Raw genomic sequence first — 23097 nt, 5'->3', positions numbered from 1 at the left:
GTCCCGATGAGCGCCATACCGTGCGTGGCGGCGCCGAGGGCGCGGACCGGATTCCCCCTGGTCAGCTCCGGGGTCTGCCACGGCACCCTCGGTGAGCTGTTCCAGGGGCCGGTGACGCGGAACGGGGAGCGGGCCATCGGCCTGGTGTCCTTTCCGGTGGACCGGCACGCCTGGGCCTACTTCACACCGGACGGCGGCACCGCCCGGCCGCGGCCCGCGCAGTCCAAGGCCGCCCGCGCCGCGGAGCTGTTCCTGTGGCACTACGGGACCGAGCTGCCCGCCGGGACCTGGAGCGCCCACTCCGAGCTGATGGTCGGGGTCGGCATGGCCAGCTCCACCGCCGACATCGTGGCCACCCTGCGCTGCCTCTACCGCTTCACGGGCATCCGCTACGACCAGGACGTGGTGATCAAGATCCTGTCCGCGATCGAGCGCGCGGACAGCGTCTTCCTCGACGAGTTCGCGCTCTACCTCAGTGCCCGGCACGAGGTGGTGCGCCCGCTCGGCGCGCGGGTCGGCTTCCACACCTGCTTCGTCTCCGCCGGGGCCGCCGTCGACACCGCCGGGGTCACCCCGTTGCTGCTGGAGCACTACGCGGAGCACGAGAAGTCCTATGTGGACTGCCTGGAGGAGCTGCTGGCCGGGTTCGCCGCCGCGGACCACGGGCGGATCGCCCGCGCCTCCACGCACAGCGCGATGCTCTCCCAACGGGTGCTGCCCAAGGACGGGTTCGCGGAGGTGCTGGCCGAGCGGCGGCGCTTCGGCGCGGACGGGGTGTTCGTCGCGCACACCGGCTCGTTGCTGGGCTACCTCTTCCAGCGGCGGCCCTCGCGAGTGCTGATGGACGAGCTGTCGGCGTTCTTCCGATCGCTGGGCATGCAGTGCAGCTTCGCCTCCGGGGGGTTCGACCGTGCATGACCACATCGCCGACGCGCTGTCGGTGCCGCGCCTGGTCCGGCTGGCCGACAACGTCGTGCTGGTCCGGTTCGAGACGATGAAGATCTACTCGGCGCTGGCCGCGGTGCGGTGGCTGCTCGACAACGGGATCGTCCGAAGAGGACAGACACTGCTGGACAGCTCCAGCGGGATCTACGCGGTGTCGCTCGCGTTGGCCTGCCACCGCTACGGGATGCGTTGCCACATCGTCGCCTCCACGACGGTGGACCAGACGGTGCGCGCGCAGCTGGACATCCTCGGCGCGACCGTCGAGCAGGTCCCGCCGTCGACCGACCTGCGGCAAGACCAGGACCGGCGCGTCGCCAGGGTGATGGAGCTGCTGGCCGAGCGCCACGACGTGCACTGGATGCGGCAGTACCACGACCGGATCCACTACCTCGGCTACGCGGAGGTGGCCGAGCAGGTGACCGAGGAGCTGGCCGGTGCCGGGCTCGGCGGGCGCCCGCTCGCGGTGGTCGGCGGGGTCGGGTCCGGCGCCTCCACCGGCGGGCTCACGACCTACCTGCGGCGCGCCGACGACACCGTCCGGCTGATCGGGGTGCAGCCGTTCGGCAGCGTCACCTTCGGCAGCGAGGCGCACAGCGACCCGGAGGCGATCATCGCGGGCATCGGCAGCGCGATCGAGTTCGGCAACGTCCGGCACGAGCTGTACGACCGGATGCACTGGCTCGGTTTCACCAACGCCATGGCGGGGTCGGTGGCGCTGCTGCGCGAGCACGCGGTGTTCGCCGGGCTCTCCACCGGCGCGGCCCACCTCGTCGGCCGGTGGGAGGCCGAGCGGGACCCCCGCCGCGTGCACCTGGTGATCGCCGCCGACACCGGACACCGTTATGTGGAGCGTGTTTTCGCCAGGCACGCGGAGGCAGCGGACGTGCGCGACCTCGCTCCGACCGAGATCACCGATCCGGCCGACCTCGTGATGCCGTGGTCGGCGATGTCGTGGAACCGCAGATCGTGGAGCCGCGGCGCACTCACCAGCTCAGGAGCAGCGCGATGATCGTTGTGTTGGAATCGCTCACCTTCGGCCTGCGCAGGCTGGTCGGAGCCGCATCGGATCTCGGTCAGCGGTTGTGCCTGCTGACCCAGGATCCCGGGTTCTACCACCACGAACTGGCTTCACTGCCGGACGACCGGCTGGACGTGGTCGTGGTGGACACCTTCGACCGGGACGCGGTGCGCAAGGCGATCGACGCGGTGCCCGGCGTGCGCGGGCTGATCAGCTCCACCGACACGTGGGCGGTCACCGGGGCGGAGCTGGCCGAGGAGTTCGGTCTTCCCGGCCTCTCGGCCGAGCGGGTCCGGCTCGCCCGTGACAAGTCCGCGGTGCGGAACCTGTTGTGGGAGAAGGGTTTGTCCTCGGGCCGGGCGGAACGGGTCACCGTGGCCGAGCTGGACGTCGAGTTGCTGCGCCGCACGACCGGCCTGCCCGCGGTCGTCAAGGACTCCGCCGGGACAGGAAGCCGCAACGTGTGGCTCGTGCGGGACGAGGCGGATCTCGCCGTGCTGCGCACCGAGGCCGAAGCGGCGACGTTGACCGGAACGCTGCTGGCCGAACCGTTCCTGCACGGGCCGGTTTACAGTGCCGAGACGCTGACCTGGCGCGGGCACACCCGGCTGCTCGGTGTCTCCAGTCGGTTGATGAGCCCGCCGCCGCGGTTCGTGGAGTCGGTGACCGCTTTCCCCGTCGCCTTCCCGCAGCACCAACGCGCCGAGCTGTCCGCGTGGGTCGGCAAGGTGCTCGCGGCCGTGGGGTACACCGACCGCTTCGCGCACGTGGAGTTCGCGATGACCGCGAAGGGGCCGGAGGTCATCGAGATCAACCCCCGCATCGGCGGCGCTCAGGTGGCGGAGTCGATGTGCCGCGCCTTGGGGTACAACGTCTACCGCGCGGCAGTGCAGCTCGCGCTGGGGGAGCGGCCCGAGCTGATCGGGACCGAGCTGCCCGGCGGTCCGGCCGTCGCGTTCACCCTCAGCTACCCCGAGGAAACAGGCGTCTTCACCGAGGTGAGCGGGCTTTCCGAACTCGACCGGCTGCCCGGCGCGCCGGAGTGGTTGCCGACCAAGCGACCTGGGGACCGCATCGAACACCTCGGTGATCATCGGGGCTGCGTCGGCATGGTGCTGGCCGAGGCCGAGACCGCCGAGCTGGCCGTGCACCGCGTCGTCGCCGCGGCCGGGACGCTTCGGGTGCGCACCAGTGAAGTTTGATCCCGCGGCGCGTTTCCTCCTGGTCAGCTCGTTCCTGATCCCGCTCGGCAGTTTCATGGTGCTGCCGTTCATGTCGGTGTTCCTGCACGAGCGCCTCGGCTTGGGCATGGGCACGGTCGGCGTGGTGCTCGCGGTGGCATCACTGGTGCAGTTCTCCGGCGGCATCGTGGGCGGCGCGGTCGCGGAGCGGATCGGTGTGCAGCGCGCGATGGTGCTGGCGCTGGTGGTGCGCACCGCCGGGTTCTGCTGCTTCCTCGCCGGGTTGAGCTGGTCACCGGCCGCGGTGCTCGCGTTGGTGCTGACCTGCTGTGGAGCGGCGCTTTACCTGCCCGCCAACAAGGCTTACCTGGTGGAGGGTGTCACCGGGGAGCGGAGGGCGTTGTTCCTGTCGGCGAGCAGCGCCGCGCTCAACGCGGGCATGGCAGCGGGACCCTTGCTCGCGGGCCCCTTCGTGCTCAGCGCGCCGGGGCTGGTCTTCGCCGTCGTGAGCGGTCTGTTCCTGGCGATGACCTGTGGGCACGTGCTGCTCCCGGAGCGACCGGTCCCGGTACAGCGGGAGGCCTCACCTCTGGCGGGGCTGAGCCTGGTTCCGTTCTGCGCCAGCGCGATCAGCTTCTACCTGTACTTCTTCATGCAGCACTTCCTCGCCGTGTTCGCGGTGCCGAGGACTTCGCCGGAGTTCTACTCGGTGGTGCTGCTGGTCAGCGCCGGGCTCGTCATCGTGGTGCAGCCCCTGGTCTCCGGCGTGGTGGCTCGGATGCCGTACCGCTACGCGCTGTTGGTGGGCTTCGCCGGGTTCGCCGCGGGCATGGCGGTGATGCCGCACGCGATCCTCGTCGGGGCGGTGCTGATCACGTTGGGCGACATCGTGTTGTTCCTCAAGAACGAGCTGGTCGCGCTGGACACCACGCCGAGGTCGGCCGCCGTGGTGTTCGGGCAGCAACGGCTCGCGGCGGGGCTGGGCGCGTTCGTGAGCGGCTTGGTCGGCGGAGTGCTCTACGACGGCGTCGGCGGCACGACGTTCTGGTATCTCGTTGCGGCGCAGTGCGTCCTCCTGCCGCCGCTACTTCTTCTGGTGCGACGTCTTCGGCGCAGCTCGACGGGGGTCGCGGCGCGCAGCGGCACGTGACTAGGTTCTGGCTGCCGCTGAACCGGAGGTGGAACGTGCGCTTTCTCTTGGCAGTCGCGCTCGCCGTGCTGCAGCTCGGGGTGCCGGAGCCTGCCAGCTACGTGGCCGTGCGCCTGGTGAAAGCCACATTCAGCGCGCCGAGCACACCGGAGGTCACGCTGCCCGCCGGCTACACGATGGTGCCCGGCGAGAAGCACCAGGTGGCGAGCCGCGCGGAGTTCTACTTCTACCTGCAGGGGCCGCGCAGCGCCGGCGTGGAGATCTCCGTGCGCTGGCCGGGCACTCCGATCGGCGTTGTCGTCGAGGGCAAGAACCGGATCACACCGATCGTGGAGCCCGAGCGCGTTCGGTTCACGGTGCCGGTGCTCGCGGCGAGTCCCAACGCGGCCAGCTGGACCGTGCAGGTGTCCAGCTACCTCAGCGGTTCCGCGGCGAGCGGGCGCTATTGGCGGGTGGAGCACAACGATCCGGACCGCGTCGCCGGGCCGTGGACGTCCGTGGCGTGGCCCGCCGGGCAGGTGAAGGCGGTGGTGAACCACATGGCCGCCGCCGACGTGGTGCTGCGGGATTCAGGGCTCGTCGAGAAAGCGCGGCAACGCGGGCACTTCTTCGCGTTGATGGGGTTCGAAACCAACAACACCCTGCACACCGACAATCCACCGCACTGGCATCTGTCGTACTACCCAGGACAGACATTCAACGCTCCCAAGGCGCATGTGCCGCACTTCTGGGTCGACAAGGCCGGCGCGAACTTCTACAACGGCATGGACGTCGTCGGTGAGGGGCGGAAGAAGTTCTACGTCGGCGATCCCGCGCCGATTCGCGATGCGGAGGGGCAGCTCGTCGTCACGCTGACCATTCGCGCCGATGGCGGCTTGGACATCGCGGTGCCCAACGGTGCGACGTACAGCATTCGTCCTGCGGAGGGTGGGCTCACGGAGGGCGCGCAGGTGCTCCGCGACGGGCAGCCGCTGACGACGGTGCGTGCGACCGATGACGTGCGCGGCGGCGTGCTCACCTTGCCCGACGCGGTGCACCACTACGACCCGCTGACGGGCGCGCTGATCTGACGGGTCGGGACGAACTCGATGATCTCGGCGGTGGCCGCGCCACTGGTGACGAACGGATCGCAGGCCACCGCGCGCTCCACCTCCTCCCGCGTGCCGTCGAGCACCATCAGCCCGCCGGTTCGGGGTTCCAGGCGCCCCGCGATGCGCACCAGGCGCTTCGCGAAGGCCCCGTCGGGATTCGCGTAGTGCTGGTCGAGCAACGCGTCGATCTTGTCGAGGGAGCGGTACTTCAGCAGGACCAGGAACATGCCTCCAGCCAAGCTCCTCCGCGGCCGTTCCACCAAGACGAATCCGCGCGCGAGGCATAGGCTGGGGCCTATGGCTCCGCTCGACGGCACCGAACTGCGGCACCTTCGCGCCTTCCTCGCCGTCGTCAAGGCCGGCACGATCACCGGTGCGGCGGAGGAGCTGAGGATCGCCCAGCCGAGCCTGAGCCAGCAGATCGCCGCACTGGAGCGCCGCGTCGGCGTGCCCCTCTTCCGCCGCACCGCGCGCGGGGTCCGGCCCACCCCCGCCGGTGACGCGCTCGCCGCCGCGGCCCGCAAGGCGTTCCGGGTGCTCGAAGGCGGCTTGGACAGGGCGCGGTCGGCCCCGGCCGAGGTGGTCGTCGGGCTCTGCTCGGGCGTGCCGGAAGAGCTGCTGCACCGGCTGCGCGCCGAGATCGACGGCGAGCTCCGGCTCGAGCCCACCGATTCCGCCGCTCAACCCGGACTGGTGCGCTCGGGAACGCTCGACCTCGGCGTGGTGCGGTTGCCGGTGCCTGTGGAGGGGTTGGAGTGCACCGTCCTCGCCGAGCAGCCGCTGGGCGTCGTCGCCCACCGCTCGCACCCGTTGGCTGCGAAGTCCACTGTGGACTGGAGTGAGCTGGAGGGGCAGCGGCTGCTGTGGTTCCAGGAGGAGCGCGCGCCCGGTTACGCGAACGCGGTGCTGGAGCACGCGGCCGCGGAGGGGTGGAGTCCCGTCCTGCACCGCACGCGACCCGGGCACACGCTCTTCAAGTACGCGTTGAGCAGTCAGCAGGACCTGGTCGCGTTGCGGCCGGACGCGCAAGATCCCGGACTGGTGTGGATCCCGTTCACCCGATGCGCTCCGGTGGAACGCCTCGCACTCATCAGAAGCTGTTGCGCAGCACGAGGAACGCGGCGCTGACGGAAGCGACCGTGAGGACGGCGTAGCGCAGGCGGGGACCGCGGAGGTACTTGCGCAGCGGGCTCGACACCGCGAAGCCCGCGAGCATGAACGGCAGCAGCACCGCCGCCGCGCCCAGGTGCTCGACGCGCACCTGACCGGCGATCAGCAGGGTCACCACGGAGGAGATCGACGCCAGCAGGAAGTAGGCGCCGAGCGTCGCCCGCACCACCGGGCCGGTGGAGTGCTGGTACAGCAGTGCGATCGGCGGGCCGCCGATGGAGGACGCCGTGCCGAACGCGCCGCTCGCGGCCCCGGCGACCACCAGGCCGGGCCGCGTCGGCGTGAGCTTCAGCGACAGCAGGGACAGTCCGACGCAGACCAGCACGGACACGCCGATCACCACGTTGAACTGCGCCAGGGGCAGAGAGGACACGGCGAGCACGCCCAGCACGTTGCCCGGCACCCTGCCCACCATTGCCCAGCCGACTCCGCGCCAGTCGGTGTGCCTGTGCTCCCGCACGACCGCGAGCGCCGCTTGGACACAGGCGATCATCAGGACCGGCACGGGCACGAGCATCGGGTCGATCAACGCCAGGAGAGGCCCGGCGAGGAGGTTGAGCCCGTAGCCGACGGAGCCCTGGACCAGCGCGCCGATCAGCACGACGAGCCCTGCGATCAGTAGACCGACAGACAACGGCGGCACCTCCCCGCGCCGATGTTTGCACGTCGGATGGCTCCGGCTCGCCGCGCCGTGGTTGATCCCACAGAACCGGCGTCTGCTGGCAAACGGGTGGCTTTTCTGCACTTATGGGCAATCCGCCCATTCCGGTGGCGAAATGTTGTTGGCGTACCGGCCCGGGCACTGGTCGTATTCGCCCGGGGACGCACGAGGGGGCTGACATGCACGACGGACTTTCCTTTGTGGGGCGGCGCAATACCATCGCGGAGCTGACCGGGCGGCTGGACCAGGCGCTGTCGGGGCGGGGATCACTGGTGCTGGTCGCGGGCGAGGCCGGGATCGGGAAGACGACGCTGGTCGAGCACTTCGCCGCGGTGGCAGGCGAGCGGGACGTCCGGGTGCTGTGGGGCGGGTGCTGGCCGGGCCAGGGCCAGTCGCCGTACTGGCCGTTCGTCCAGGTGTTGCGCAGCTGCGTGGCCGATTGGGGCTGGGACAGGGTTTCCGGGTCGGTCGGCGGCGACGCGCGGTACCTGAGCCGCCTGTTGCCGGAGCGCGAGGCCGATCCCGGCGGCGAGGACGAGTCGACGCGCTTCCGCCTGTTCGACACGCTGACCAGGGTGCTCGTCGGCCGAGCTGCCGAGGAACCGCTGGTGGTGGTGCTGGAGGACCTGCACTGGGCGGACGTGGGGTCGTTGCGCTACCTGGAGTTCCTCGGTCACCAGTTGCGGCAGGCGGGGCTGCTGGTGATCGGCACCTACCGCGACGTGGACGCCGAGGATCCCGCGCTGACCGAGCGGCTGCCGCAGCTGCGCCGCTTCGGGCCGAGGCTGGACATCACCGGGCTCGACCGGGACGAGGTCGGCCTGCTGATGCGCTCGATCACCGCGACGCGCCCCGATGCCGACCTCGTGACCAGGGTGCACCGCAGCAGCGGCGGCAACCCGTTGTTCGCCGCCGAGGTCGCGAGGCTGCTCGGCGCGGGCGGTTCCGGCGAGGACATCCCCGCCGCCGTGGAGCACGTGATCGACCGCCGCCTCGCCCTGCTCGGCCCGGACGAGGTGGCGCTGCTGTCGACGGCGGCGGTGCTCGGCGCGGAGTTCGATCAGGTCGAGCTGGCCGATCTGGCGAACCTCGCCGTCACCGACGTGCGCGGTCTGCTCTCCGAGTCGTTGCGCCGCCGCGTGCTGGTCGCGGGCGACGGCGGGCGGTTCCGGTTCCTGCACGCGCTGCTCCGCGACGCGCTCTACCGCAGGCTCGACCTCGCCGGCCGCGAGTCACTGCATCGCCGTGCCGGCGAGGTGATCCTCGCGCGGTCCACCGACCAGGGAGCGGTTGCGAGCCGCGTCGCACACCACTTCAGCCGGGGAAACGGCCCTCGGCAGGCGGTGGAGTACGACGTCCTCGCGGGCAAGCACGCCATGCGCTCGCTCGCTTTCGAGGACGCGGTCCGGCACTTCGCCCGCGCTGCCGAGATCGTGGCCCAGGGCGAAGGGCCACAGCGCTGCGAGATCCTGATGAGCCTCGCACTCGCCCGGTGGCGGGCCGGGAACGGCAAGCTCGCCGCGCAGACCTACCAGGAAGCGTTCGACCTCGCGAAGGCCATTGGCGACGTGCGGGCCCTCGGCCTCGCCGCGCTCGGGTGCTGCGTGCGGGACGAGCTGTGGGCGAACGAGCCGAAGCTGATCGCCAACCTCGAATGCGCGCTGGATGCCTTGGAGGACAAGGACCCCGCGCTGCGCGCCCGCCTGCTCGCGCGCCTGTCGCGGGAACTCGTTCTGGTGCCGGGGACTGAAGCGCGGCGGAGCGTGCTCGTCGCCGAGGCGGAGCAGGTGGCGCGCGCGGTCGACGATCCCGCGGCGCTGGCCGAGGTCCTGGGCACGATGCACAACGCGCATTGGACTCCCGACAACGCGAGGGACCGGCTGCGGACGGCCGTCGAGATCATGGAGCTGGGCAGGCGGGCGGGCGATTAGAACCTGACCGCCGACGGCGCGCTGTGGCGGGTGATCTGCCTCGTCGAGCTGGGCGATCGGGTGGAGGCCGAGAAAGCCCTTGTGGCGTACGGCAGATGCGCCGAGGAACTGCGCGGGCCGTTGCGCCTGTTCTACCACCGGTGCGTCGCCGCGCACTTCGCCTTCCTCGACGGCAGGTTCGCAGATGCCGAGCCGTTGATCGAGGAAGCGCTCGCGTTGGGGGAGAGCGCCCACGTCGAGGCGGCCGAACACCTCTACCACCAGCACAAGACCGTGGTTGCCCTGGCGCGGGGCGACCGCGATGAGACAGAGGCCCAGCTCGCCGCTTACGCCGGGCGGATGTCGCAGCGCCCGGAGTTCACCGCCTTCGGCCACTGCGTCAGCGCGCTCGTGCAGGCGAAGCTCGGGAAAACCGCCGAGCCCAAAGCCTTTCTCGACATGGCGATGTCCCAGGGCGCGCCGGCGATCGCGGGGCAGCCGTTGGGGATCTGCCTGCTGACGATGCTCTCCGAGATCGCCTACCGCACCGGGGCCACAGGTCACGCGCAGCCGTTGTTCGACGTGTTGAGCCAGTACGACGGGTGTGTCGCGGTCGGCGCAGGGGTGGTTCACGGCTTGGTCTCGCACGCGCTCGGCCTGCTGGCGTCCATGGTGTCCCGCACCGAAGAAGCCGATCGGCACCTGACCGCCGCGGCTTCGCAAGCCAGCTCGATGCGTGCCCGACCGTTGTTCGCGCGCATCCGCCTGGATCACGCGCGGTTGCTGGAAGGCACAGCGCGCGGTGCGGAGCTGGCGGCCGAGGTGCGGGACGAGTGCGCGGAGCTCGGGATGAAACTGCTGCACGAGGAGGCGAGCGCGCACGTGGCACCCGCCGGGCTCACGCGGTCCGCATCGCTGCGCCGCGAGGGCGAGTACTGGTCGCTCCACTGTGGACAGAAGGTGACCCGGCTCAGGAACACCAAGGGGATGGGCCACCTGGCGCGGCTGCTGGCCACACCGGGGACCGAGCTGCACGTCCTCGACCTGGTCAGCGAGGAAAGTGTTGTGCAGCAAGGGCTTCCCGTGCTGGACGCGACGGCGAAGGCGGCCTACCGCGCCCGGCTGGCCGAGTTGCGCGCCGAACGCGACGAGGCGGAGTCCTTCAACGACCCGGCCCGCGTCGACCGCGTCCAGGCCGAGATCGACGCGCTGGTGCGGGAGCTCAGTGGCGCGATGGGGCTCGGCGGGCGGGACCGGCGGACCGGCTCCAGCGCGGAACGCGCCCGCCTCAACGTGACCCGCAGCCTGCGGACGATCATCGCGCGGATCACCGAGGGCGACCCGGAACTGGGCCACCACCTGGACACCACGATCCGCACCGGCACCTACTGCGAGTACCGCCCGGGACCGCGCCCGCCCGTCACCTGGAGCTGGTGACGGGCGGGCGGGAACGGGTGTCGATCAGCTGCGGACCATCTTGCGCAGCACGTACTGCATGATGCCGCCGTTGCGGTAGTAGTCCGCCTCACCGGGGGTGTCGATGCGCACGACCGCGTCGAACTCCACCTTCGAGCCGTCGGACTTGGTCGCGGTGACCTTCACGGTGCGCGGGGTCGAGCCCTGGTTCAGCTCGGTCACGCCCGCGACGTCGAAGGTCTCCGTGCCGTCGAGGCCGAGGGAGGCGGCGGTCTGCCCCTGCGGGAACTGCAGCGGGAGCACGCCCATGCCGATCAGGTTCGAGCGGTGGATGCGCTCGAAGGACTCGGCGATGACCACGCGCACGCCCAGCAGGCTGGTGCCCTTGGCCGCCCAGTCCCGCGAGGAACCCGAGCCGTACTCCTTGCCCGCCAGCACCACCAGCGGCACGCCCGCCTCGGCGTAGGCCACCGACGCGTCGTAGATGGTGGTCTGCTCGCCGCCCGCGAGGAAGTTGCGGGTGAAGCCGCCCTGGACGTCGTCGAGGAGCAGGTTGCGCAGGCGGATGTTGGCGAAGGTGCCCCGGATCATCACCTCGTGGTTGCCGCGGCGGGAACCGTAGGAGTTGAAGTCCTTGCGCTCCACGCCGTGCTCGGTGAGGTACCTGCCCGCGGGCGAGTCCGGCTTGATCGAGCCCGCCGGGGAGATGTGGTCGGTGGTGACCGAGTCGCCCAGCAGCGCCAGCACCCGGGCACCGGTGATGTCGGTGACCGGAGTGGTCTCCATCGTCATGCCCTCGAAGTACGGGGGCTTGCGGACGTAGGTGGAGTCGGCGTCCCACTCGAAGGTCTTGCCGGTCGGCGTCGGCAGCGAGCGCCAGCGCTCGTCACCGGCGAAGACGTCGGCGTAGTCCTTGACGAACATCTCCGAGGAGATCGAGCTGGAGATGACGTCCTGGATCTCCTGCGGCGTCGGCCAGATGTCGGCCAGGAACACCGGCTTGCCGTCGGGGTCGGTGCCCAGCGGCTCGGTGTCGAGGTCGAGGTCCATCGTGCCCGCGAGGGCGTATGCCACCACCAGCGGCGGGGAGGCCAGGTAGTTCATCTTGATGTCGGGGCTGATCCGGCCCTCGAAGTTGCGGTTGCCGGAGAGCACCGAGACCACCGCGAGGTCGTTGTCGTTGATCGCCTGCGAGATCTCCTCCGGCAGCGGGCCGGAGTTGCCGATGCAGGTGACGCAGCCGTAGCCGACCAGGTGGAAGCCCAGCTTCTCCAGGTACGGCAGCAGCTCGGCCTTCTCGTAGTAGTCCATGACGACCTTGGAGCCCGGCGCCAGGGAGGTCTTCACCCACGGCTTGCGGGTCAGGCCGCGCTCGACGGCGTTCTTCGCCAGCAGCGCCGCGCCGATCATCACCGAGGGGTTGGAGGTGTTGGTGCAGGAGGTGATCGAGGCGATCGCCACGTGCCCGTGGTCCAGCGTGGTCTCGGTGCCGTCGGCCAGGGTCACCGGGACGCGCTTGCTGACCCTGCCCTCGGCGCTGGGCAGCTCGTGCGGCCGGTCCTTGCCGTTGGAGGCGGTGATCGCCGGGGAGTCCGACGCCGGGAACGACTCCTCGGACGCCTCGTCGGCGTTGCCCTGCTCCTCGGCCACGGCGTAGTCACCGAGCACGCCGCGGAACTTCGCCTTCGCCTCGGCCAGCACGATCCGGTCCTGCGGTCGCTTCGGGCCCGCGATGGACGGGACCACCGTGGCCAGGTCCAGCTCCAGGTGCTCGGAGTAGTCGGGCTCGGCGGCCGGGTCGTGCCAGAGGCCCTGCTCCTTGGCGTAGGCCTCGACCAGCGCCAGCTGCTCGGCGGAGCGGCCGGTGAGCTTGAGGTAGTTCACCGTCTCCTGGTCGATCGGGAAGATCGCCGCGGTGGAGCCGAACTCCGGGCTCATGTTGCCGATGGTGGCGCGGTTGGCCAGCGGCACCGCGGTCACGCCGGAGCCGTAGAACTCGACGAACTTGCCGACGACGCCGTGCTCGCGCAGCATCTCGGTGATCGTCAGCACCAGGTCGGTCGCGGTGGTGCCGGGGGGTAGCTCGCCGTGCAGCTTGAAGCCGACCACCCGCGGGATCAGCATCGACACCGGCTGGCCGAGCATGGCCGCCTCGGCCTCGATGCCGCCGACGCCCCAGCCCAGCACGCCGATGCCGTTGACCATCGTGGTGTGGCTGTCGGTGCCGACCACGGTGTCGGGGTAGGCCTGCCCGTTGCGGGTCATCACCACGCGGGCCAGGTGCTCGATGTTGACCTGGTGCACGATGCCGGTGCCGGGCGGGACCACCTTGAACTCGTCGAAGGCGCTCTGGCCCCAGCGCAGGAACTGGTAGCGCTCCTTGTTGCGCTGGTACTCCAGGTCCACGTTGCGCTCGAAGGCGTCCGGGCGCGCGAAGATGTCGGCGATCACCGAGTGGTCGATGACCAGCTCGGCCGGGGCGAGCGGATTGACCTTGGCGGGGTCGCCGCCGAGGCCGGTGACGGCCTCGCGCATGGTGGCCAGGTCGACGACGCAGGGCACGCCGGTGAAGTCCTGCATGATCACCCGCGCCGGGGTGAACTGGATCTCCGTGGCCGGGTCGGCGGTCGGGTCCCAGCTGCCGAGAGCGCGGACGTGGTCGGCGGTGATGTTGGCGCCGTCCTCGGTGCGGAGCAGGTTCTCCAGCAGGATCTTCAGGCTGTACGGCAGCCGCGCGGCGCCCTCGACGGCGCTCAGGCGGAAGATCTCGTACGAGGCGTCGCCGACGGCCAGTGTGCCGCGGGCACCGAAGCTGTCCTTGCTCGCAGGTGCAGTCACGTGAAACTCCATCACGGGCGGTGAGTCCGGGAACGGGGGCGAGTCTTGCGCACTCTCGCGGAGTTCGCTGGCGCACCCCTCACTTGAGGCAAACAGTACGCTTGTCCTGTATTCGCCTTCAACCCGGGTCCCGCGTGGCGTCTGGCACTGTTGATCCCGTGATCGGGCTGATCGGCGTCGGCAAGCGCTACGGGCGCGGGCCGTGGGTGCTCAGGGGCGTCGACCTCGACGTCGGGCGCGCGGAACTGGTCGTTCTGCTAGGCGTCAACGGCAGCGGCAAGTCCACCCTGATGCGCGTGCTCGCGGGCATCGTCGCACCCACGGAGGGCGAGGTCGGCGGGCGGGGCACGGTCGGGTTCGTGCCGGAGCGCTTCCCCGCCGGGCTCAAGCTCTCCGCCCGCGACTACCTCCGCCACCAGGCGGCGATCCGCGGCGCCTCCGGCTCCGGCACGCAGCTGCTGGAGCGCCTGGGCTTCGCCGGGGACCCCGACCGCCCCATGGCCGAGCTGTCCAAGGGCAACGCCCAGCGCGTCGCGCTCGCCCAGGCCTTCGTCGCCCGCCCCGCCCTCCTCGTGCTGGACGAGCCCTTCGCCGGCCTCGACGAGCACTCCCGCGCCGAACTCTGCTCGATGATCGACACCGCCGTGGCCGACGGCGCGTCGGCCGTCGTCACCGACCACACCGGCACCCGCTCCCGGCTCGCCGCGACCCGCACGATCGCCGTCGCCGACGGTTCCGTGCGCGTGGTCGACACCGCCTCCAGCGGCACTGGCGCCGTGGTCCTCGCCTGCCCACCCGACCTGCACGCCGAAGTGGTCTCGCTCCCCGGCGTCCTCCAGTCCTCGCAGGGACCGCTCGTCCGCCTGGAAGTCCTCGGCGCCGAGGTCGACTCCGTGCTGACCGCCGCCCTCGCCCTCGGCTGCTCCGTCCACGAGGTCCGACGGACGGAGCACGCCGCGTGAGGCCCCTGGTCCGCTACCTCGCCGCCGAGCTGATCAGCTCACAGCGCTGGTTCCCGCCGATCGTGGTCTTCGCCGCCGTCTTCGGCATGCTCTACTCCACCGGCGCCGGCCCCGCGATCCCCGCCTACGGCGCCACCGTGCTGCTGTTGTTCCCGGTCAGCGCCTGGCTCAGCGCCGTCGTAGCGAACAGCGAGGACCCCGTCACCCGCATGGTCACGATCACCGCCGCCGGTGGTTGGCGCCGCACGTCAATGGGCGTGCTGCTGCTCGCCGCGCTCGGCAACGCCCTGCTCGTGGCGATTTCGGTGCTGGTCCCGATCGCGGTGAACCCTTCGCCTTACCCGCTGTCCACCGTTCTGATCGGCCTCGGTGCCCACGTCGTGGCCGCTTCTTTGGGCATCGCCGTCGGCTTGCTGTGCGCGCGTCCCGTTCTCGCCGGGCCGGGGTGGACGATGAGCGCCTTGATCGCGGTGATGCTCGTCGCCGTGGGACTGGGCCGCGTTCCGCCCCTCGGTGATCTGGTCGGCCAGATGTTCGCCCCGGCTTCCCCTGCGGTGCTCGCCGCTTCGCTCGCCTGGCACATCCCGCTGGCGCTCGCGGTTCTCGTCGTTGCTCAGGTGGCGATCAATCGCGTCGGTACGCGTCGGCTCTAGAAGGCACCATGAAAGACCACCTCAAGCACGACCTCGACGAAGCCCGCAACGTCATGCTCGGAAACTCGAAGGTCTGGACGACAGCCAGATCCGCGAACCCGAAACCCCCACTGGAACCAACCTCCTCGGCCTCGTCAAGCACCTCACCACCTGCGAAGCCGGATACTTCAGCTTCGGTCGACTGCTCGATCAAGCGGCGTCGGTGGACCGGAGCGCCGGAACCGACGTGCGGTCGGGCGACGACGGCGCGGGCAACCGCGACTGGCGGTGCAGCGCGTACAGCAAACCCAAGCCGACGAGCAGCAGGCTGTGCGAGGCGACGCGAGCCACGGGCACGGTTCCCACGATGAGGTCGTGCACCGAATACCCGATGAGCAGCACCAAGAAGCCGGAGAGCACGGCCAGCAACCCGGCGACGGCGCGCGTGCGGAGCGCGGCCCAGAGCATGCCGACGGCGAGGCCGATGTTCCACGCGGTGCTCTCGTTGGACAGGTGCCCCGACATCAGGCCGCCGTGCGCGGCGTCCACGCCGATCAACTGCGCGATGCCGAGGGCCAACTGGGTCGTGGCGACCGCGACGAGGGCCGCGCGGGTCCACCGGCCGGGCTGCCGGGGCGCGGGCGCGGCGGCGAGCACGGCGGGGACGAGGTCGGGCGGGGTCACGGCGGGCCGCACGCGCAGCGTCCTGGTCAGCGCGGTCGCCCGCTCCTGCCACGCCTGGCAGTCGGCGCAGTCCTGGAGGTGCGCGTCGGGGTCGACGGGCTCCGGCTCGCCGTCCATCCTCGCGGAGAGCGCTTCACGGCAGGTCGCACAGTTCACACCCTGATTGTCGGCCCAGGGCGGGGGTGGGTTCCCGAGGGCGGGGTGGATTACCCTTCGGCGTCGTGAGTGTGCCGGAGGGTGACGACGAGCGCGTGACGCAGTGGGCGTTGGACGCCGGTGCAGGCGACCGCGCCGCGCTCGAACGGTTCATCCGCGCCACCCAGCGCGACGTGTGGCGGTTCGTCGCCCACCTCTCCGACGTCCGCTCCGCCGACGACCTCGCGCAGGAGACCTACCTGCGCGCCCTCGGCAGCCTGCACCGCTTCGCCGCCCGCTCCTCCGCGCGCACCTGGTTGCTGTCCATCGCCCGCCGCGTCGTCGTCGACCAGGTCCGCGCGGCTGTGGTCCGCCCGCGCACCGCGCCGGGCGTCGACTGGGCGGCCGAGGCCGACGCCGCGCGTTCCCGCAGCACCGCGGCCGGGTTCGAGGACGTGGTCGAGCTGAACCTGCTGCTCGACGGCCTCGCCGAGGACCGCCGCGAGGCGCTGGTGCTGACCCAGGTGCTCGGCCTGTCCTACGCCGAGGCCGCCGAGGTCTGCGACTGCCCGGTGGGCACGATCCGCTCCCGCGTCGCCCGCGCCCGGGACGACCTGCTGGAACTGACCGAGCAGCGCGACACCGGCTGAGCGTTACCCACTCGTCACCAACACCGGGAACTCCCGTCCGCCGTTCGACGACCACTCGGACATGCGGATCACGCCACAAGCGATGCTCGACCCCGCAAGCGGGTCTTCGGCGGCCGGGAAGGCCATGGGTGTCACGGTGACCGGGTTCGACGCCGCCACCGCGAGCGACACCGACATCAGGACGATCGCCGACGCGGTCTACCGGGACAAGATCGTGCTGCTCAAGGGCCAGGACCTGAGCCCGCGCGAGTTCCTGGACCTGGGCGCCCGCTTCGGTGAGCCGGTCACCTACTACCAGCCGATGTACCGGCACCCGGACCTGCCGGAGATCTTCGTCTCCGCTTCCGAAGATCCGCTCGCGGGGTCGAGCATCAGAACTGTGGGCGGCTACGGGGTGCCGAAGACCGGGAAGTTCTGGCACGCCGACTACCAGTTCATGCCGGAGCCGTTCAGCATCACGCTGATCCACCCGCAGGTGGTGCCGAGCAGGAACCGCGGCACCTACTTCATCGACATGGGCAAGGCGTACCAGCGCTTACCCGATGACCTGCGCGAGGCGATCGCGGGCACGACGAGCTTCCACAGCGCGCGCCGGTACTTCAAGATCCGGCCCGAAGACGTCTACCGGCCGATCTGGGAGGTCATGGAGGACATCGAGCGCGAGACCCCGCCGGTCGCGCAGCCGACGGTCTTCGAGCACCCGGTCACCGGCGAGGCCGTCCTGTTCATCAGCGAGGGATTCACCTACGCCATCGAAGGTGCCGAAGACGGTGTCCTGCAACGGCTCCTGCACGAGACCGGGCAGCTCGACCCGGACTGCGCGCACCCGAACATCCACCTCCAGACCTACGAGCACGGCGACCTGCTGATCTGGGACAACCGCAGCCTGATCCACCGCGCGCTGCACACGGCGACCCCGGAACCCACGGTCTCCCACCGGGTCACGGTGGTGGACGAGCACAAGCTGTACGCGCGGGCGCTGTGATGGGCGACCTGGTGCTGGAGCGCGTGCTCCGTCCGTACAAAGTGGACTGCCGCTACCTGGTCTCCGCCGATCTGGACGGGGACGCGGGCGCGCGCGGTGACTTCGTCATCCCCGAGTCCTGCTACATCGACGACACCGGGCACTTCAACTCGGTGGAGTTCAACATCTGCTACAACCAGCTCGTCTACTACCTGATGGCGCGGGCTGTGCGGGACGGCACGATGCCCGACTTCGCCATGTGGACGCTGGAGGACTACTGGCGCAAGCAGCTGCCGGACATCCTCATCGCCTCCTTCGAGTCCCGCTTCAAGCGGCCGATCAACGCGCGCCGGTTCTCCGGCGAGGTCGTGATCGGCGACGTCCGCTACCGGGCGGCGACCCGCCCCATGCTGCTGGCCCCCACCGAAGTCCGGTTCTGGGACGACGACGGCGGCGCGGCGCAGGGCAAGGTCCTCCTGGCGATCATGGAGCCGCCGCGTGCGTGAGCGAACCCTGGGTGCCGCCCTGCGCGCGCAGGTGTCCGCGCGCACCGCGCTGATCTGCGGGGACACCGCGTTGTCCTATGCGGACCTCGACCGGGAGGCGGATCGCGTCGCGCGCCACCTGAGCACCGGTGAGCGGGTCGCCTACCTGGGCAAGGAGTCCCCGCACTACTACGAGCTGCTGTTCGGGTGCTCGCGGTCGGGCGCGGTGCTCGTCCCGATCAACTGGCGGCTCACCGCCGCGGAGGTCGGGCACGTCGTCGAGGACTCCGGCGCGACCGTGGTCTTCGCCGATCAGAGCTGCGCCAAGGCCGTCCCGGATCTGCCCGTCGTGTGGCTCGAGGACTTCGAGGTGTGGAAGGCCCACGCACCTCAGGGGAATCCCGTCGCGTCGGGGCCGGACGACGCGGTGGTGCAGCTCTACACGAGTGGCACCACCGGCCTGCCCAAGGGTGTCGTGCTCGGTCAGCACGGCTTCTTCGAGGTGTGCGCGGCGTTGCGGGACAACGGCCTCGACTGGCTGGACTGGCGCTCCGAGGACATCAGTCTCGTCGGTGTACCCGGGTTCCACATCGGCGGGCTGTGGTGGGCGGTGCAGGGGTTGGTCGCGGGCATCACCAACGTGATCATGCCCGCGTTCACCCCGGGCGAGGCCGTGCGGCTCGTGCGCGAGCACGGCGTGACGATCACCTGCGTCGTGCCCGCGATGTTGCGGCTGATGCTCGACGAACGCCGGCCGCTGACCCAGCTCCGCAAGATCGTTTACGGCGGCTCGCCGATCTCCGAGGCATTGCTGGCGCGATGCCTCGACGAGGTCGGCTGTGAGCTGGCGCAGATCTACGGGCTCACCGAGACCGGCAACACCGCCGTCTGCCTGCCGCCTTCGGAGCACGTGCCGGGAGGCGCGCGCATGCAGGCGGCAGGACGGCCCTATCCCGGCTTCGCGGTGGAGATCCGGGACCGCGAAGGGAACCCGCTCCCCGTGGGCGAGGTGGGCGAGGTGTGGCTGCGCAGCCCGGCGACCATGCTGGAGTACTGGAACAACCCGGCGGCCACGGAAGAGTCCCTTGTGGACGGATGGCTGCGCACCGGTGACGCGGGCCATGTGGACGAGGAGGGATATGTCTTCCTCCGCGACCGCATCAAGGACATGATCATCGTGGCGGGGGAGAACGTGTACCCGGCCGAGATCGAGGGCGTGCTCGCCGGGCACCCCGCGGTGGCCGACGCGGCGGTGATCGGTGTTCCGGACGAGCGGTGGGGCGAGGCGGTGCACGCCTTCGTCGTCACCGAGGAGAAGGTGACGGCGCGGGAGCTGATGGTCTTCCTCCAGGGCAAGCTGGCCTCGTTCAAGCTGCCGTTGCGCTACGAGTTCGTTGAGGCGATCCCGCGCAACCCGAGCGGGAAGGTGCTCCGCCGAGTGCTGCGGGACCGGTTCTGGCGCGACCGGGAGCGGCAGGTCAACTGACGTGTCTTTGACGCCGCACCAGGTCCGGGCCGACATCGCCGAGTTCCTGCTGATGGAGCCGGAGGAGCTGGCCGACGACCTCGACCTGTACGACGCCGGGCTGGACTCGGTCCGGATGCTGACGATCGTCGACCGCTGGCGCGAGTACGGCGTGGACGTCAGCTTCGCCGAACTCATGGAGAAGCCCACCGTCGCGGACTGGTGGTCGATGCTGTCGGTCAGCCGGGAAAGGAGCAGGACCCAACAAGAACTCACCCCGGCGCAACAGGGGATTCTGGCCGCACAGCTGCTCGACCCGGTGAGCCCGGCGTACAACACCGGCGAATACGTCGAGATCCGTGGTCCGATCGACTCCGGCGTGTTCGAGCGCGCCCTCCAGCACGTCATGGAGGACATCGGCGGTCCACAGTGGACCTTCCAGGAGGGGCAGTTCTCGGCCGAAGACGCATTGGAGTGGATGCGGCGGGACCTGGCCACACCGGTCGACATCGAGAGCGGACCGCTCTTCGGTCACGCGCTGTTCCAGGTGGATGACGAGACCTTCCTCTGGTATCACCGCGTTCACCACATCGCGCTGGACGGATATGGCGTCGCGATCGTCGCGCGGCGCATCGCAGAGGTCTACAGCGCGCTGGTCGAAGGGCGCACGCCCGCGCCGCACAGGTTCGGCACACCAGCGGACATCGTCGAACCGGTAACGGACTCCCGGCAGTACTGGCTGGACTATCTCGAAGACTGCCCGCCCGCGGTGAGTTTCGCAGACGGAACAGGGTTGCCGTCCCGCCACTTCCACCGGGTCCGCGCGCGGGCGGAGGCGAAGTCGGATCTCGTGGTCGCTGCGGTCGCTGCCTATCTCAGCCACATGAGCGGAACTGAGGAGGTCGTGCTCGGCCTCCCGGTGCTGAACCGCCCGGACTCAGCAGCGTTGAGCGTCCCCTGCACGGTGCTCAACGCGATTCCCTTGCGGCTGCGCGTCGACACTGACGATCTCGCCGTGCTCGCGGGCAGGGCGGCTCAGGACTTGCGGCGGAGCTTGCCGCACCAGCACTACCGTTTCGAACAGCTCCGCCGGGACATCGGTCTGCACAAACGGTTGTTCGGGCCGGTCGTCAACGTGATGCCCTTCGACTACGACTTCACCTTCGCGGGTGCGGAGTGCCAGGCGCACAACCTCTCGGCAGGACCGGTCGAGGACATCGCCGTGAACGTCTACGACCGCCGTGACGGCGCGGGCATCGAGGTCGTGATCGACGGCAATCCGGACCGCTACTCCGTCGAGGACCTGGAACGACACCTCGATGGCGTCCTGGGATTCCTCGGCGGACAACGATCTGTGCTCGACGGAGGACCACTTCCGGCTGTGCGGTCGGTGGCCGAGCTGATTCGCGAGCAGGACCCGCAGGCTGTCGCGATCGAGTGTGGCGATCAGCGGCTCACCTACGGGGAACTCGTTGCGGCCACTGAGCCTGTTGTTCAGGTCAAGCCGACGCGCGACGTCGACACCGTTGCGAAGATCGTCGGCGCGGTTCTCTCGGGGAGCGCCTACGTTCCGTTCGAAGAAGCCTTGCCGGACATCGACTTCGACGATCCGGCGTACGTGATCCAGACGTCCGGATCGACCGGTCGGCCCCGGAGCGTGGTGATCGGGCACAGCGCGCTCAACGCCTTCGTCGCCGCTGCCATCGAGCGCTATGACCTCCGGGCGACCGATCGCGTCCTCCAGTTCGCGCCGCTGAACTTCGACGCGAGCGTTGAGGAGATCTTCCCCGTTCTGTGCGTGGGCGGCACGCTCGTCCTGCGCACCGAAGCGATGACCGAGTCCCCACAGGCACTCTTGCGCGCGTGCGCGGAGCGCCGGATCACCGTGCTCGACCTGCCCACGGCGTATTGGCACGAGTTGGCGTTCGCGATGCCGCCACTGCCGGGCTCACTGCGCACGGTGATCATTGGTGGGGAAGCCGCGCTACCGGAGCGCGTTGAGCGCTGGCACAGGGCCCAACCCCACGCGCGCCTGATCAACACCTACGGGCCCACCGAAGCCACGGTCGTGGCCACGGCGGCTGATCTCGTTGATGGAGGCGGAGTTCCCATCGGTCGACCGCTGTCCGGTGTCAGGGCGATCGTGGCCGACGCGGACGGGAAGCCCCTGCCGGTCGGCGTGCCGGGGGAGCTGTGGCTCGCCGGGGCCGGGCTCGCGCTCGGCTATCTCGGTGAGCCGGAGCTGACCGCGGAACGCTTCCGCGATCTGGACGGTGAGCGCGCGTACCGCACAGGAGATCGAGTCCGACTCGGTCGGGACGGACAGCTCTACCACCTCGGCCGCTTCGACGACGAGATCAAGATCAGCGGGCATCGGGTCTCGCCCGCCGCTGTGGAAGCCGTGCTGTCCCGACACCCCGCGGTCCGGGCGGCGATGGTCACTGCGCAAGCCCGACCTGACGGCACGAAGGTGCTGGCCGCACAGGTGGTGACCGACCTGCGTGATCATCTCCGTGACCATCTGCCCGCGGCCGTCGTCCCGAGCGTGATCGAGCTGGTGGACGCCCTGCCGCGCAACCGCTCCGGCAAGCTCGACCGGGCGTCCGCGAACCACGGCACGGTACTCGGGATCATGAGGCACGTGCTGGGACGACCGGATCTGTCCACTGAGGACGATTTCTTCGAGTCGGGCGGTCAGTCGCTCCAGACGATCCAGGTGGCGAACCGGGTGGGTGCGGCGCTCGGCGTCGAAGTGCCTGCGACCCTCGTGTTCCAGCACCCCACGGCGGGCGGGCTCGCGCGGGCACTCGAAGGACGTGAAGAGCGATCGGATGGGTCCGTGGAGGCCGATGCGGTACTCGATCGCGACATCCTCCCGGGTCCGGCAGGCGAGCGCAGCGGACGCATCCTGCTGACCGGTGCCACGGGATTCGTCGGCCGACACCTGCTCGCGGAGCTGCGGGAAGCCACGGATGCGGAGATCATCTGTCTCGCCAGGCCGGACTACGACCTCACGAAGCCGTGGCTGGGCTTGGATGCGGCGAGATGGCAGGACCTGGCGCGCGTCGACGCGATCTACCACTGCGCGGCCGAGGTCAGCCTGCTGCGGGGATACGGCAGTGTGCGCGCTGTGAACGTTGAAGGCACTCGTTCGCTGCTGCGACTCGCAGCGGCGAGAGCGCCGTCACGGTTCCACTACGTGTCCACCGTGTCCGTCCTCGGTGAGCACCGGACCGGCTACCAGCAGAGCAAGTGGGTGGCCGAGCAGCTCGTCCTCGAAGCGGGACGACGCGGGCTCGACACCACGATCCACCGCCTGGGACGCGTCGCCGGGCCGACACTCAACCCGCACGACGTGCTGTGGCAGCTGCTGCTCAAGGGCATTCCCGCCGGCGTCGTCCCGAGGTTGCACCACGCAGAGCCCTGGGCCGACGCGCGGGAGGTCGCTCGCGAGATCTTGGCTCAGCACGGCGGAGTTCACGCGGTGCTGCCGCAGAGCCGGATCGTGTTCGACGACCTCTACGCGTGGATCGCCGACTACGGCTATCCCGTGGAGGTGTGCTCGCGCGCGGAGTGGCGTGCGCGCACCACCGACCTCGACCCGGCAACTCTCGCCCTGCTCGATCTGTGGTCCGACTCGGACGCGACTTCCGAAGAGAAGTCCACAGTGGATAGAGCAGCCGTGCACCGCCTGCTGGACCACTGCGTCGCCGCAGGTTTGCTACCCGCCGCCAACTAGG

The 23097-nt window shown here is 70.1% G+C and carries 19 protein-coding genes and 1 pseudogene; 16 read left to right on the top strand and 4 right to left on the bottom strand.

Annotation, left to right across the window (positions count from 1 at the left end; genetic code table 11):
- Positions 1 to 6 precede the first annotated feature (6 nt).
- From BLT28_RS14545 to BLT28_RS14525, 5 genes are read left to right on the top strand one after another with little or no spacing between them, the layout of a single operon-like run.
- Positions 7 to 918, top strand: coding sequence for a GHMP family kinase ATP-binding protein (locus tag BLT28_RS14545; RefSeq protein WP_052407305.1), 912 nt, complete (start codon positions 7 to 9; stop codon positions 916 to 918).
- A complete protein-coding gene (locus tag BLT28_RS14540) occupies positions 911 to 1954 on the top strand; it encodes a pyridoxal-phosphate dependent enzyme (protein ID WP_030429563.1) in 1044 nt (347 codons plus the stop codon). The genes BLT28_RS14545 and BLT28_RS14540 overlap by 8 nt, the downstream gene beginning before the upstream one ends.
- Positions 1951 to 3165 (top strand): ATP-grasp domain-containing protein, encoded by a 1215-nt coding sequence (locus BLT28_RS14535; protein ID WP_030429564.1) that lies wholly within the window; start codon positions 1951 to 1953, stop codon positions 3163 to 3165. The genes BLT28_RS14540 and BLT28_RS14535 overlap by 4 nt, the downstream gene beginning before the upstream one ends.
- On the top strand, positions 3155 to 4294 hold the full coding sequence (locus BLT28_RS14530) for an MFS transporter (protein WP_043811442.1): 1140 nt from the start codon (positions 3155 to 3157) through the stop codon (positions 4292 to 4294). Before BLT28_RS14535 ends, BLT28_RS14530 begins: the two co-directional genes overlap by 11 nt.
- Before the next feature lie 35 nt (positions 4295 to 4329).
- Positions 4330 to 5364 carry a hypothetical protein gene (locus BLT28_RS14525; protein WP_083383743.1) on the top strand — a complete coding sequence of 345 codons (1035 nt, stop codon included), beginning with the start codon at positions 4330 to 4332 and terminating at the stop codon, positions 5362 to 5364.
- On the opposite strand, the gene BLT28_RS14520 is transcribed toward BLT28_RS14525, so the two are convergent.
- On the bottom strand, positions 5334 to 5612 hold the full coding sequence (locus BLT28_RS14520; RefSeq protein WP_030429567.1) for a YciI family protein: 279 nt from the start codon (positions 5610 to 5612) through the stop codon (positions 5334 to 5336). The two genes, BLT28_RS14525 and BLT28_RS14520, sit on opposite strands and share 31 nt — an antisense overlap.
- Positions 5613 to 5682: 70 nt before the next feature.
- Between BLT28_RS14520 and BLT28_RS14515 the strand changes: the two genes are divergently transcribed.
- Positions 5683 to 6513, top strand: a complete 831-nt coding sequence (locus BLT28_RS14515) for a LysR family transcriptional regulator (protein WP_052407307.1) — start codon at positions 5683 to 5685, stop codon at positions 6511 to 6513.
- On the opposite strand, the gene BLT28_RS14510 is transcribed toward BLT28_RS14515, so the two are convergent.
- Positions 6476 to 7189, bottom strand: coding sequence for a sulfite exporter TauE/SafE family protein (locus tag BLT28_RS14510; RefSeq protein WP_030429569.1), 714 nt, complete (start codon positions 7187 to 7189; stop codon positions 6476 to 6478). The genes BLT28_RS14515 and BLT28_RS14510 overlap by 38 nt on opposite strands.
- 206 nt (positions 7190 to 7395) lie before the next feature.
- Between BLT28_RS14510 and BLT28_RS14505 the strand changes: the two genes are divergently transcribed.
- Complete coding sequence (locus BLT28_RS14505; RefSeq protein WP_162184837.1) at positions 7396 to 9147, top strand: ATP-binding protein; 1752 nt, start codon at positions 7396 to 7398, stop codon at positions 9145 to 9147.
- A gap of 30 nt (positions 9148 to 9177) precedes the next feature.
- Positions 9178 to 10563: an ATP-binding protein gene (locus tag BLT28_RS14500; protein WP_030429571.1), complete on the top strand. Its 1386-nt coding sequence runs from the start codon at positions 9178 to 9180 to the stop codon at positions 10561 to 10563.
- Between the two features lie 24 nt (positions 10564 to 10587).
- Here BLT28_RS14500 and acnA read toward each other — a convergent pair whose 3' ends face one another.
- Positions 10588 to 13392 carry an aconitate hydratase AcnA gene (acnA, locus tag BLT28_RS14495; RefSeq protein WP_030429572.1) on the bottom strand — a complete coding sequence of 935 codons (2805 nt, stop codon included), beginning with the start codon at positions 13390 to 13392 and terminating at the stop codon, positions 10588 to 10590.
- A gap of 146 nt (positions 13393 to 13538) precedes the next feature.
- On the opposite strand from acnA, the gene BLT28_RS14490 reads away from it, so the two are divergent.
- From BLT28_RS14490 to BLT28_RS41930, 3 genes and pseudogenes are all read left to right on the top strand, one after another.
- A complete protein-coding gene (locus BLT28_RS14490) occupies positions 13539 to 14342 on the top strand; it encodes an ATP-binding cassette domain-containing protein (protein ID WP_052407308.1) in 804 nt (267 codons plus the stop codon).
- The gene (locus BLT28_RS14485) at positions 14339 to 14995 is read left to right on the top strand and encodes a hypothetical protein (protein WP_030429574.1); all 657 of its coding nucleotides are present in this window, start codon (positions 14339 to 14341) and stop codon (positions 14993 to 14995) included. The genes BLT28_RS14490 and BLT28_RS14485 overlap by 4 nt, the downstream gene beginning before the upstream one ends.
- Positions 14952 to 15152: pseudogene (locus tag BLT28_RS41930) on the top strand (mycothiol transferase); the annotation flags it as partial. The gene BLT28_RS14485 and the pseudogene BLT28_RS41930, both read left to right, overlap by 44 nt.
- Before the next feature lie 32 nt (positions 15153 to 15184).
- Here the strand turns inward: BLT28_RS41930 and BLT28_RS41925 are convergent.
- Positions 15185 to 15814 (bottom strand): hypothetical protein, encoded by a 630-nt coding sequence (locus BLT28_RS41925; RefSeq protein ID WP_231950944.1) that lies wholly within the window; start codon positions 15812 to 15814, stop codon positions 15185 to 15187.
- Positions 15815 to 15879: 65 nt separating this feature from the next.
- Between BLT28_RS41925 and sigC the strand changes: the two genes are divergently transcribed.
- The 5 genes from sigC (at position 15880) to BLT28_RS14455 (ending at position 23096) form a co-directional block, all read left to right on the top strand.
- Entirely contained in the window at positions 15880 to 16443 is a 564-nt protein-coding gene (gene sigC, locus BLT28_RS14475) for an RNA polymerase sigma factor SigC (protein WP_030429576.1), read from the top strand.
- Positions 16444 to 16525: 82 nt separating this feature from the next.
- Positions 16526 to 17428 (top strand): (3R)-3-[(carboxymethyl)amino]fatty acid oxygenase/decarboxylase, encoded by a 903-nt coding sequence (gene scoE / locus BLT28_RS14470; protein WP_030429577.1) that lies wholly within the window; start codon positions 16526 to 16528, stop codon positions 17426 to 17428.
- Positions 17428 to 17913, top strand: a complete 486-nt coding sequence (locus BLT28_RS14465; RefSeq protein ID WP_043811449.1) for an FcoT family thioesterase — start codon at positions 17428 to 17430, stop codon at positions 17911 to 17913. Before scoE ends, BLT28_RS14465 begins: the two co-directional genes overlap by 1 nt.
- A complete protein-coding gene (locus BLT28_RS14460) occupies positions 17906 to 19378 on the top strand; it encodes an AMP-binding protein (protein ID WP_052407309.1) in 1473 nt (490 codons plus the stop codon). Before BLT28_RS14465 ends, BLT28_RS14460 begins: the two co-directional genes overlap by 8 nt.
- A 1-nt stretch (position 19379) precedes the next feature.
- Entirely contained in the window at positions 19380 to 23096 is a 3717-nt protein-coding gene (locus tag BLT28_RS14455; protein WP_081900288.1) for an AMP-binding protein, read from the top strand.
- Position 23097: the final 1 nt, after the last annotated feature.

Source organism: Allokutzneria albata (genome assembly GCF_900103775.1).
In the GTDB taxonomy this organism is placed as follows: domain Bacteria; phylum Actinomycetota; class Actinomycetes; order Mycobacteriales; family Pseudonocardiaceae; genus Allokutzneria; species Allokutzneria albata.
Note: the sequence above shows the minus strand (reverse complement) of the source record. Positions and strands in the feature narration are given on the sequence as shown.